This is a genomic window from Paeniglutamicibacter sulfureus (assembly GCF_030512175.1).
Classification (GTDB): domain Bacteria; phylum Actinomycetota; class Actinomycetes; order Actinomycetales; family Micrococcaceae; genus Paeniglutamicibacter; species Paeniglutamicibacter sulfureus.
In genome coordinates this window covers 948,555-960,400 of sequence record NZ_JAULBL010000002.1, presented here as the reverse complement: position 1 = coordinate 960,400, position 11,846 = coordinate 948,555, and the positions used below count along the sequence as shown (strand labels likewise).

The window sequence follows — 11,846 nt, the reverse complement described above, 5'->3', positions numbered from 1 at the left end:
GACTCCTTCTACGCGATGCCGTGGATCCCACGACTTCGGTTCGCATTCTTATGTACGGCGAGGGCCGGGACTCTCGGGCCAGGTGGTCCGGCGGGTGACGGTCCGTGCTTGTATGCGTCTCACGGTGCGGAAAGGAATTCCGCTCCCGGTGTTGATGCATTCCATACAGTAGGCCTGCCCGAATCCGGCGTCAACGGCGCCGATCACACCGCAATTCCGGTTTTCCCGCTGCCGGAATGTCAAGTTCTCACCCTCGTAGAAATTACATGCAATTACATACAAGTAGGGGTTCTGTCCAGGAAATCTCGTCAACTTTTCCGTCCAGAGGAAAGTCGAACGCAACATTTCCTTGGTCACACGAAGCGGGGATTATTGCCCGGCAGGGAACTATCCGACCTCAGAGCGCGCGCGTCAGATCCGCGATGCGACGGCCGGTCTCGTCCGCCGCCTGAGCAAGGGCCTCAACGTAGCCCTTGAGCTCATCCCGATGGAAGCGTGCCGTGGGCAGAACGGTCGTAAAGGCCCCGAGCGGCTGTCCTGTCGTGGGGATCGCAACGCCCACTCCACAGATGCCCGGTGAGGTTTCCTCCAAATTCACCCCATAGCCATTGCGGCGAACCACAGCCAGATGCCGCTTCAGCGTTGCAAGCGATCCACCTTCCGACCCGGCCCGCTCGTCCAGCGGCGCCGGGACCCCCGATGCGGATGTAACTGCGGCAAGGTCGTCATTTCGCAGTTGCGCCAGCATGGCCTTGCCGCCGGCCGACTCGAGCGCCGGCAACTTGTCCCCGACACGAATCACCACCCTCAGGTTCTGCTCCATTTCATCTATGCCGTCGAGGAAACGAACCGAGCCCATTTCCAACACCATGAAGCCCACGGTTTCATGGAGCCTGGCATGGAGCCGTTCAAGTGCCGGGCGGGCCAGGTCGCGCAATGAACTTCGGGCTATGGCCCCGACCGCGTGGGCGGCAAGAACAGGTCCCGCCACATAGCGCCGTTCTCGGTCCTGGCCGGCAAATCCCCGGTAGGAAAGGGCGGCCAGCAGGCGGTGCGCCGTGGAGACCGCCACGCCGAGCCGCGCGGCCGCCTCGGTGACGGTCAAGGTGCCACCGAAGCGGAGCATGAGAGCCAATTGCAACGCGCGGTCAACCGATTCGATGGGCGACTGCGTTGCGCCGTCGGTCCAAGATTTGGAATCGCTCGCAGCTGCATCCGGCGTGGAGTTGGTCATGGCACAAGCATCCCATGTTGCCGCCCGGCACCCGGGCTCCGCTGACGGGTGCGGCACCGCCCATGCCGCTCCCGGGGGACACACTCTGCGCGCCCTCCTCCCAACCATCATGAATTCCTTCATACGGAATGAGTCTGACGATCGAGAGCCGGGCACGTACCCCGCGGATTCCCTACAGACCCCAAAGCCAAAGGGTGAATCGCGATGAAATCATCATCAACAATTCTGTATAACGGAATTTGCGCACAAAATATGGTTCCTCCGTCACATCCATGACTAAACTCACATTGACGGGCGGCGTTCCGCCCGTTGCACCTTTACCAAACCAGGAAGCTCCCATGGAAACTCTCGCGGAAATACGTAGTTCGGCCATGAGCCGGTTCCAGGTAATGGCGGTCGTCATCGCCCTGACCCTGATCCTGATTGACGGTTTCGATGTGGCCGCCATGGCCTACGCCGCGCCGGTGCTCTCTCGCGAGTGGGGCATCCAGCCCGCCGCCCTCGGATTCCTGCTGAGCGCAAGCCTCTTCGGCATGGCTGCAGGTTCCATCTTCCTCACTCCGCTCGCCGACAAGATCGGGCGCCGCCGCCTCACCCTGATCTCCCTCGTCGTCATCAGCATCGGCATGGTCGCTTCGGTCTTCGCCGGCGATGCCACCCAACTCCTGGTCTTCCGGATCGTGACCGGCCTGGGCGTCGGCGGCATGATGGCCAACCTGAACGTCCTGGTGTCCGAATACTCCTCGAACAAGCGTCGCGGTTCAATCATGGGCATCTACACCGCCGGCTACCCGATCGGCGCCACCATCGGCGGCCTCGTGGCCGGACCGTTGATCCCGAACTTCGGCTGGCACTCCCTCTTCGCCGTCGGTGCGGTCTTGACCATCATCATGCTCGTCGTCTCGTGGATCTGGCTTCCCGAATCCCTTGACTACCTGTTCACCCGCCGGCCCGCCGGCGCCCTCAAGCGCGTGAACAACATCCTCGCCAAGATCGGGCGCCCGGCACTGGACGCACTGCCGGCCATCACGGCCACCGGCAAGGAGCAGTCGGCGATCGGCGAAATCCTGACCACCCCGATCCGTTTCCGCACCTTCATGCTCTGGGCGGGCTATGGCTGCCTCGTGGCCGCATACTACTTCGCCAACACCTGGACCCCGAAGATCATTGCCGGCGTCACCGGCGACAACTCGATCGGCGTCACCACAGGCACCATCGCCAACGCCGGCGGCATCCTGGGCTGCTTCGTCTTCAGCGCCTTGGCCGTGCGCTACCGAGCACGCCCGCTGCTGGTCATCGCGCTGCTCGGATCGGCCGCCGCCTACGTTGTCTTCTCCATGCTCTTCACCCAGATCACCCTGGCCATGGTGCTTGCGCTCTTCTTGGGCATGCTCACCACCGCGGGCATCGCCGGCTTCTACACGGTCTCCCCCGAGATCTACAGCGCCCGGGCCCGGGCAACCGGTGTCGGCTGGATGATCGGCCTCGGCCGCCTGGTTTCCATCGTCGCCCCGATCCTGGTCGGCTATCTGCTGGCCGGCGGCTGGAAGCCGGAGAACATCTTCGTGCTCTTCGCCGCCCCGCTGGCCGCTTCCGCCCTGTGCATCGTGGCGTTGGCCTTCTCGCTCAAGCGCCAAACCCGCTCGACGGAACCGGTTGCCGCAACTCTTTCCTGACCTGCTTTCCCCTTCCGACAAACCAGCGATCGGTGGCGGCCCCGTCCGCCACCGGCTAGGAATAAACGCCACCATGAGCAAGATCAACGTCGCCGACCTGGTCGCGATCGACATGCACGTCCACATCGAATCCGACGACCACGGCCACACCGACATGCCTGACGATTTCCGCGAGGCCGCGCAGGCGCACTTCGGCGCGGCCCACGACCCGCTGGGGATCGAGGCCGTCGCGGCCCACTACCGCGAACGGAACATGGCAGCCGTCGTGTTCACCGTCGACCACGAGGCCACCACCGGCCACCCGCCGATCTCCAACCGCTACATCGCCGAGGAGGCGGCCAAGCACGCCGACGTGCTCATCCCCTTCGCCAGCATCGACCCGGCGCGCGGCAAGGCGGCCATCACCGAGGCCCGCATCCTGGTGCAGGACTACGGGATTAAGGGATTCAAGTTCCACCCGAACCTGCAGTCCTTCTTCCCGAACGACCGCACCGCCTACCCGCTCTACGAGGAAATCCAGTCACTGGGCGTCCCCGCACTCTTCCACACCGGCCAGAGCGGCATCGGCGCCGGAATGCCCGGATCCGGCGGGATCCGTTTGAAGTACTCCAACCCGATGGCCCTGGACGACGTGGCGGTGGACTTCCCCGAACTGCGCATCATCATGGCGCACCCCTCCTTCCCCTGGCAGGACGAGGCCCTGGCGGTGGCGGTGCGCCACAACCACGTGTACATCGATCTCTCCGGCTGGTCGCCCAAGTACTTCCCGGCCAACCTGGTGCAGTACGCCAACACCATGCTCCAGGACAAGGTCCTCTTCGGCTCCGACTTCCCGCTGTTGCCGCCGGATCGCTGGATGGCCGACTTCGCGAAGCTGGAGCTGCGCGAGGGACCGCGCCAAAAAATCATCAAGGACAACGCCGTGAGGCTGCTCGGACTCGATTCCGGCACCACCTCCTCCTAACGCACCGCCACGCCCGCCTCCGGGATCCCTGGACGACACGAAGACCATTAAAGGAAAGCACCATGAAGAACACCGAACCCGGCGCACTGCTGCGGCCCGCACCCGCCCGCGAGGACTGGTCAAGCAGCCAAATGGGCCGCTTCCTGGAAAAGATCGAGGCCAAGACCGGCCGGCACTTCACCGACTACGAGGATGCCTGGGCCTGGTCGGTTGAAAACCTTGAGGAGTTCTGGGGCGAGGTCTGGGACCACTTCGAGATCATCAGCCACGCCCCCTACACCTCGGTGCTCACCGAGCGCACCATGCCCGGGGCGCAATGGTTCACCGGAGCCCGGATCAACTTCACCGAGCACGTCCTGCGTTCCCTGGCCCGCCGCCCCCAGGACACCATGGTCAAGTCCCGCAGCCAGACCAACGGTTCCATCGACTGGACCGGCGCCCGGTTCACCGAGGAGATCGAGCGCATCCAGCAGGGCCTGATCCGCCACGGCATCAAGTCCGGGGACAGGGTTGCAGGCTACCTGCCCAACATCCCGCAAACCCTGGCCACCTATTTCGCCGTCATCGGCCTGGGCGCCATCTGGTGCTGCGTGCCGCCGGAAATGGGTGTCAAGGGCGTGCTGGGGCGCATCGGCCAGCTGGATCCCACGTTGTTGATCTCCATCGATGGTTACCGCTGGGGAGCAAAGGACATTTCCAAGCTCGGCGACCTGGCTGCCGTCCGGGCTGAGCTCGGCGACATCCCCACGGTGGTGCTGCCCTACCTGGATGAAGAGCTGGACGTTGCGGCAGCCGCACCGGGTGCAGAATCATGGGCGGATTTCACCGCGGACCACGCACCGGCGATCATCGAACCGGTTCCGTTCAACCACCCCATGACGGTGCTCTTCTCCTCCGGCACCACCGGAACCCCCAAGGCCATCGTGCACTCCCACGGCGGCCTGCTGCTGGAGCACTACAAGGCCATGGGCCTGCACTTCGACATCTCCGAGGCCGACACCGCCTACTGGTTCTCCACCACCGGGTGGATGGTCTGGAACATGGGTGCTTCTTCTCTGCTGGTGGGTGCCTGTGTGGTCCTGCAGGACGGGGATCCCAATTGGCCGACCCTTGACGGGCAGTGGTCGCAGTGGTCGGTCATGGCCGAAACCGAATCCACCTACATGGGCACCGGCGCCGCCTACCTGGCCGCCTGCGCCCACGCGGGTGTCGAGCCGGGCAAGAAATGGGATCTCTCCCGGCTGCGCGAGATCCAGTGTTCCGGATCCCCGCTGGCCGCCGACGTCGCAGGCTGGGCGTACGACTCGATCAACCCCGACATCGTGATGGCGCCGACCTCCGGTGGCACCGACATCTGCGCGGCGTTCCTGGGCGCCAGTCCCCTGTCCCCGGTCCACGCCGGGGAAATGGCCTGCCGCCCGCTGGGTGTAGCAGTGGATTCCTGGGACCACGAACGCAACTCCCTGCGCGGGGAACCCGGCGAACTGGTTGCCACCCTGCCGATGCCCTCGATGCCGGTGTTCTTCTGGAACGATCCGGACAATGAGCGCTACAACTCCAGCTACTTCGACGTCTTTGAGGGCATCTGGCGCCACGGCGACTGGCTGGTGCGCACCGAGCGCGACAGCTGGGTCATCACCGGGCGCTCGGACGCCACGCTGAACCGCGGAGGCGTGCGCCTGGGCACCGCGGAGTTCTATGCACTGCTCGATGGCCACCCCGGCGTCAACGACGCCATGGTGATGCACTTCGAGCAAGGCGGCGCAATGGGCCAGCTGGTGCTGCTGGTGGAGGCCGCCGATGATGCGGACACCGTGGGGCTGGAGCGCTCGATCCGCACGGCGCTGCGCACCCAGCTTTCCCCGCGCCACGTCCCGGACCACGTGTTGTTCGTGCGCAGCATCCCGCGCACGCGCACCGGCAAGCGCATGGAAATCCCGCTCAAGCGCCTGGTGCAGGGCGGTTCCGGCGGCGTGCTTGACACCGGCGTGCTGGTGAACCCGCAGGACCTGGACGAGACGGTGCAGTCCGTCTCCCGCATCCTGGCCGGAGCCTAAGCGACAGGTGCCGCCGGCGTCTCCCCGAGGGGAGGCACCGGCGGCACCGTGAGTGAAGCCCTATTCACCGTGGGAACCTCAGACTCCGCGCAGTTTCTCCATGATCTCGGCGGCGGCCAGCTGCAGCGCCTCGACATGCAGCGGCATCGCGGAGCGGTCGAAGCGGATGCTCGGCGTCGCGGTGGTCACCGCTGCCACCGGGCGCCCATCGGCGTCGTTGATGCTCACGCCCAGGCCCACCACCCCCTGCTCGGTTTCCTCGAAGCTGGTGCCGAAGCCGTCCCGGCGGATCTTGGTCATGCTGCGCCTAAGCGAGGCCAGGGTGGTGATCTTGCCGGTGGGCCAGGACTGCAGGCCTGAGCGGTAGATCTCCTCCAGCTCGGCGTTGGGCAGCTGCGCCAACATCGCCTTGCCGCCCGAGGACACGAAGGCCGGCATCATGTCCCCGATGCGCCTGGCCACGCGCAGGTTCCGCGCCGACTCGACCCCGTCGACGAATTGGATGTTGCCGCCGTTCAGGACCATGACCTGCACCGTCTCCCCTACCGTGCCCTGTAGCCGGACCAGGGCAGCCTGCGAGTGCTCGCCCAGCGTCTGGGTGGAGAGAAACGGCTGGGGGTGCCCGGAGATTTCGGGGCCCGGGCGGTAGGTCCGGTCGTGGCTCTGGGCCGCGAAGCCCCGGAAGGTCAGCGCCGTCAGCAGCCGGTGCGCCGTCGAGGGCGCCACATCGAGCTGCTCGGCGGCGGCCTTCACCGACAGCGGACCTTGGTCGCGCATGCGCATGAGCAACAGCAGTGCGCGGTCTACCGACTCGACGGGCGATGACTTGTTCTCCATGGTGAAATCATGGCACAGCCTGCGAACCGCAACCCAACCGCCGCTGCATCATGGCCAGGCGCACATCACCTACGCTGGAGAAGTGGTCAACTACACCTTCAAGCAATTGCAGTACTTCATCGCCGTGGCCGATGCCGGCACGATCTCCGGTGCCGCAACGGCCTGCCACATCTCGCAGGCGGCGATGTCCCAGTCCATCGGGGAACTCGAGCGCATCGTCGGCTCCCAGCTGCTGGTGCGCCACCGGGCCCGCGGCGTGGTGCTGACCGCCGTGGGAACCCACTTCCTGCGCGATGCCAAGGAGCTGGTCAGGCACGCCGAAGAGGTCCAGGGCCTGATCGGCGAGCGCCAGAGCGGCCTGGTCGGGCCGCTGAACATCGGGATGTATTCCGGGCTCTCCGCATTTTGGCTGCCGGTGGTCTGCGAACAGTTCACCAAGCCCAACCCGGGCCTGGAGGTGCGCATCACCGAGGGCGACGGCGCCGAGCTGCAGGAGCGATTGTTGGAGGGCTACCTCGATGCGGTGATCACCCACACCCGCCACCTATTGCCCGGCGTCAAGCACACCACGGTCATGAGCGGGCGCCCCTACGTGCTGCTTGCGGCCGGGCACCGGCTCGCAAGGAACGGTTCCGTGCGGCTGTCCGACCTGGCGGAGGAGGACTTTGTGTCCCTGGACATCCCCACGGTGCGTGACAACCAGTTGGTGAACCTACGCATGTCCGGCCTGGACCCGAAGATCGCCTGGAGCAGTTCGAACTTCGAGGCTGTGCGCGGCATGGTGGCCCGCGGCCTAGGCTACACGGTGCTGGTGCAGCGTCCCCCGGTGAACCTGAGCTATGACGGGTTGCCGCTGGCCGTCCTGGAAATCGAGGGGCCGGTTGGCCACAGCGACATCTGCGTCGCCTATACGGCATCGGAGAGGCCAAGCCTGCGACTGCGGGCCTTCATCGAGTTCTGTGAAGGCATCGGTGCCGAACGCGAGCAGGGGCCGGATCCGTCCTGAACGGACGGATCCGGCCCCTGGCCGGGGAGGCGTTGCCGGGCTACATGTGCTCGGCGCCCAGGTCCGCGTCCTTGCCTTCCTTGATGCTGCGCATGGCCAGCGCGGCGATAAGGAAGACCCCAGCCCACACGGCCCCGGCAATCCACAGCGAGCCGCCACCGAGCAGCACCAGGCCGGTGACAATCATCGGGGTGAAGCCGGCACCGAGCGTGGAGGAGAGCTGGTAGACCAGCGAGGCCCCGGTGTAGCGGATCCGGGTGGGGAACAGCTCGGCGGTGAAGGCGCCGAACGGCCCGAAGATGGTGCCCTGGACCACGCCGTTGGCCAGGAACAGCGCGATCGCGAAGAGCCAGAGCTCGCCCAGTTGCAGCATCCACATCATCGGCAGGGCCAGCACCGCGCCGGCCAGGATGCCGAACATCATGACCGGGCGGCGGCCCAGTCGGTCGGAGTAGCGGGCGGCAAACCACACCGCGACGATGGTCAGGGTGGCGCCCACGGCCTTGATGTTGAGCACCGCGGTGCGGTCCATGCCGGCTTCCTCGACGACGTAGGAGATGGCCCAGACCGTCATCAGGCCCTGCACGGTGTAGGAGCTCATGCCCACCAGCGTGCCCATGAGCACGGACTTCGGGTACTTGGTCAGTACCTGCAGCAGCGGGATCTTGCGCTCCTCGGCCTTGTCCTCAAGCGCCAGGAACAACGGGGACTCGGTGACCTTCAGGCGGATGACCAGGCCGATGGCGACCAGGCCGAGGCTGGCGATGAACGGGATGCGCCAGCCCCAGGCCAGGAACTGCTCGGTGGGCAGCGTGGAAACGGCGGAGACCGCAAGGGTTGCCAGTACCGCGCCGGCCGGGCCGCCCATGTTCGCGAAGCTGGCGGCGAAGCCGCGGCGTTCCTTGGGTGCGTGTTCCAGTGCCATGAGCATGGCCCCGCCCCATTCCCCGCCCACGGCCAGGCCCTGGATGATGCGCAGGGTGATCAGCGCGATCGGGGCAATGACACCGACCTGTGCGGTCGGCGGCAGCAGGCCGATGATGGTCGAGGCGACGCCCATCATCACCATGGAGGTGATCAGCACGCCCTTGCGCCCGAGCTTGTCCCCGTAGTGCCCGAAGATGATGCCGCCCAGCGGGCGGGCCAGATAGCCCACGGCGAGCGTGGCGAAGGAGGCGAAGAGAGCCACCGCGGGTGACTGGTTGACGAAGAAGACCTTGTTGAACACCAGCGACGCGGCGGTGGCGTAAAGAATGAAGTCGTAGAACTCGATGGCGCTGCCGATGAAGCTGGAGGCCAGGATCCTGCGCATGTGTGGTGAGTTCAGCGACGGGACGACAACGTCGGCGGAGTTCCCGGCGGGGGTTTGGGTGTGGCTCATCGTGCAACCATCATTTCTGCAACAATGCGGTTAAAGGAAATGGTATCGAGATCCTCGGGAACCAGGAAGGTTCCGGAGAAGTCCTTGGCGTGGGAGAGCCACGTGGACAATGGCGTCGTCCCGGGCACCAGGTGGTGCAGGGCCAGGGTGCGTGCCCCGGCGCGCTCGGCCAGCTCGATGGCCTGGGTGGCCGAAGTGTGTGAGAGTAGGTGGTGGTCCATGGAGGCCTGGGCGGCCTCGGTGCCGATGCTTCCGTAGCTGCGCTGGACCCAGTCGAAGTCGATGGCCTCGTGCAGCAGCAGGTCGGTGTCGCGGGCAAGTCTTACGAGGTTCTCGCACGGCGCGGTGTCCCCGGAGATCGTCACCGAGCCCTCGGCGGTGTCGAAGCGGAATGCGAAGGCCGGGGCGATCGGCGGGTGCTTGACCAGGGTGGCGGTCACGGTGACCAGCTCGTCCTGGTAGATCTCGAAGGGCTCGAAGTTCTCCGGCGTCGGATTGGCATTTGGTTCGTAGCCGGTGCCGGCGGGGATCTGGATGTCCGAGGCGATGAAGTGGTCAAGCGGGGAGGGACGCAGTGCGTCGATCACGCGGTCGTTCAAGTCGGTGCCGTAGGCCTGCATGAGGTGGCTGAACATGTCCGCGGTTCCCGGGGTCGGGTTCTTCGGGTAGAGCGGGGTCGGCGGAACCATTGCCCGCGGGGATGCCGGTGGCAGGGCGCCGCGGTCGCCGGGGCCGATGATGTGGATCGGGGCCTGGCCGGGGGTGATGGTGAAGAGTCCGAAGATCGCCAGCGACGCCAGGTCGATGGTGTGGTCGGAGTGCAGGTGGGTCAGGAAGATCCCGCGCAGGTTCGCGGTGCTGAATCCGGCCTTCATGAGCTGGTTGCCAACGCCGGTTCCGGCGTCAACCAGGTACACGGCCTCGCCGACGACCACGGCGGTGGCGATGCCCGCACGCTTGCCGGCGTTTTCGCCGGTCCACCAACGGGGACCGCCCGCCGTTCCCAAGGTGACTACATGGGGTTTCAGGGAGGTGCTTTGCACGTGAACTGCTCCTTATGCGGGAAGAATGAGATGTCCTTCACACAAGCATGATGCCCGGCCAAGCATACGTAAAACTGTTTTTATCGAATCTATTCATTGGTTTTCCTTATGTTCAGGGTTGTCCTCCTGCTCCAGCTGGGCCTTGTCCCCCGCTTGTGTTGCCGACTACGAATGGGTACGGGTCAGAGTCATTTCACCCACCCGTCAGACAAGCAGTGCAGGGGCCAAATCCGTCCACGTAGTACAGCGGGCACCAGCCGAGCACCTGTTGTACTGTGAGTGGGAGTTGCCCGGCCGCGCCTTACCGATTGCGAGATCCAGTGTCCAAGAAGAAGCCGTCGTCCTCCTCCAAGACCAAGCAGGGACATCCCGCACGTTCAGCGGCAGCCGGACAGATCGTCAGCATTGACGAATTCCGCGCCCGAAGCACCGGCGACGATGCGTCGGCACGCTTCATGAAATGGGTCCGCGCGAACACGTCCCTGACGGCAATTGGTGATCCGTTGCCGATTCTCCATGGATTCCTCGAACACTACCGGCGATTTGGCGGTGGTCCCGACACCACGTCCCTGGAGGCCTCCCCCATCGCAGCCGCCTTGGCCTGGTATCTCACCGAAGACCAGGAAAACGATCTCGAGTTCGTCTTGCACGTCGTCATGGGATACCTGTTGTTCCTGGACGACTCGGACCTCTGGAGCGGCAGCGAAGCGCAGTTCGAAGCGGCCCAGTCGGCAATTCTGGAAATCATCGACGAACGATCCGATGCCGCATTCGATGACAGGGTCTTCGAGGTACCCGCGCTAAGCCGCAAGCAAACTCTCGCTGGACTTCTCGAATTGCCGCTTTCAGGACGTCTCCAAGCATTCATGGAATGGTTTGGCGATAAACGCGATGTCACCTCAAAAGGTGTTTTGACGCGCAAGGACATCCAAGGCGCAGCAGCGGCCCTTGATGTAGCAGCGGTGGGGGTGCCCACTGCTCCGACCATGTTCACCCCCGGAGACGGCGAACCGCTGCGCGTCACCACGGCACAGGACGTTCCCCGCCTGGACCTGTACTGGGAAGCCTTGGTCCAAATCGGGATCATCGAGCTGGGCGCACGCCGGGCGACGCTGCACAACCCTTTGGCGGCAACCACCGGGTCGGATCGCGAAGACTTGCTGATGCATATCACTCGCGATCTCGCACTCTGCCTCTATCTCCGTTTTACGGCCGTCGATGAAGAACACGAAAATGAGGACGCCTTCGATGAGGATCTGACGGACGAAGACGTTGCAGGCATCCTCATGACTTCGCTGCTCCTGGATGCGGGGATCGAGGAGGGATATTCGGTGGCGCACCTTGAAGTGGCCCTTGAGTCAACCACCGGCGACGACCAAGTCGACTTCATGGTCGCCCAACTGGCCTTGGATTTATTGTGCGGCGAGGGCCTGGTGCTGCGCGATACGAGCTATCGGATTCCGCCGGTGCTCAAGAAAATGATTGCCTACGCCATCGCCGAACCGGCGGGCCTTGAAGTCAACTATGCGGACCCCATGGACGCGGATGACCTCAGCTATCTGGGTGCCGGCGACTGATTCCATCCGTGCGGACGCCGGGCGTCTGTGGACGGGACACTGTCTTCACTCGGGCCACCGCAATACCGGCG

Annotated in this window: 10 protein-coding genes; 5 read left to right on the top strand and 5 right to left on the bottom strand. The window is 64.9% G+C overall.

What is annotated here, in order from left to right:
* Nucleotides 1-397 precede the first annotated feature (397 nt).
* On the bottom strand, nucleotides 398-1,234 hold the full coding sequence (locus Q2T94_RS11045; RefSeq protein WP_302264330.1) for an IclR family transcriptional regulator: 837 nt from the start codon (nucleotides 1,232-1,234) through the stop codon (nucleotides 398-400).
* Between the two features lie 172 nt (nucleotides 1,235-1,406).
* Complete coding sequence (locus Q2T94_RS11040; RefSeq protein WP_264269560.1) at nucleotides 1,407-1,607, bottom strand: hypothetical protein; 201 nt, start codon at nucleotides 1,605-1,607, stop codon at nucleotides 1,407-1,409.
* On the opposite strand from Q2T94_RS11040, the gene Q2T94_RS11035 reads away from it, so the two are divergent.
* From Q2T94_RS11035 to Q2T94_RS11025, 3 genes are all read left to right on the top strand, one after another.
* Nucleotides 1,606-2,910, top strand: a complete 1,305-nt coding sequence (locus Q2T94_RS11035; RefSeq protein ID WP_264269561.1) for an MFS transporter — start codon at nucleotides 1,606-1,608, stop codon at nucleotides 2,908-2,910. The genes Q2T94_RS11040 and Q2T94_RS11035 overlap by 2 nt on opposite strands.
* 73 nt (nucleotides 2,911-2,983) lie before the next feature.
* Complete coding sequence (locus Q2T94_RS11030) at nucleotides 2,984-3,874, top strand: amidohydrolase family protein (RefSeq protein ID WP_264269562.1); 891 nt, start codon at nucleotides 2,984-2,986, stop codon at nucleotides 3,872-3,874.
* Between the two features lie 62 nt (nucleotides 3,875-3,936).
* Complete coding sequence (locus tag Q2T94_RS11025; RefSeq protein ID WP_264269563.1) at nucleotides 3,937-5,931, top strand: acetoacetate--CoA ligase; 1,995 nt, start codon at nucleotides 3,937-3,939, stop codon at nucleotides 5,929-5,931.
* Nucleotides 5,932-6,009: 78 nt separating this feature from the next.
* Here Q2T94_RS11025 and Q2T94_RS11020 read toward each other — a convergent pair whose 3' ends face one another.
* Nucleotides 6,010-6,768 carry an IclR family transcriptional regulator gene (locus Q2T94_RS11020; protein ID WP_264269564.1) on the bottom strand — a complete coding sequence of 253 codons (759 nt, stop codon included), beginning with the start codon at nucleotides 6,766-6,768 and terminating at the stop codon, nucleotides 6,010-6,012.
* Between Q2T94_RS11020 and Q2T94_RS11015 the strand changes: the two genes are divergently transcribed.
* On the top strand, nucleotides 6,767-7,774 hold the full coding sequence (locus Q2T94_RS11015) for a LysR substrate-binding domain-containing protein (RefSeq protein ID WP_302264326.1): 1,008 nt from the start codon (nucleotides 6,767-6,769) through the stop codon (nucleotides 7,772-7,774). The genes Q2T94_RS11020 and Q2T94_RS11015 overlap by 2 nt on opposite strands.
* Nucleotides 7,775-7,814: 40 nt before the next feature.
* Here the strand turns inward: Q2T94_RS11015 and Q2T94_RS11010 are convergent, their stop codons facing one another.
* Together Q2T94_RS11010 and Q2T94_RS11005 are read right to left on the bottom strand one after the other, a co-directional pair.
* Entirely contained in the window at nucleotides 7,815-9,155 is a 1,341-nt protein-coding gene (locus Q2T94_RS11010; protein ID WP_264269566.1) for an MFS transporter, read from the bottom strand.
* Nucleotides 9,152-10,198 carry an MBL fold metallo-hydrolase gene (locus tag Q2T94_RS11005; protein WP_302264324.1) on the bottom strand — a complete coding sequence of 349 codons (1,047 nt, stop codon included), beginning with the start codon at nucleotides 10,196-10,198 and terminating at the stop codon, nucleotides 9,152-9,154. Before Q2T94_RS11005 ends, Q2T94_RS11010 begins: the two co-directional genes overlap by 4 nt.
* Nucleotides 10,199-10,518: 320 nt before the next feature.
* On the opposite strand from Q2T94_RS11005, the gene Q2T94_RS11000 reads away from it, so the two are divergent.
* Complete coding sequence (locus Q2T94_RS11000; RefSeq protein ID WP_302264322.1) at nucleotides 10,519-11,775, top strand: hypothetical protein; 1,257 nt, start codon at nucleotides 10,519-10,521, stop codon at nucleotides 11,773-11,775.
* The last annotated feature ends 71 nt before the right edge of the window (nucleotides 11,776-11,846 follow it).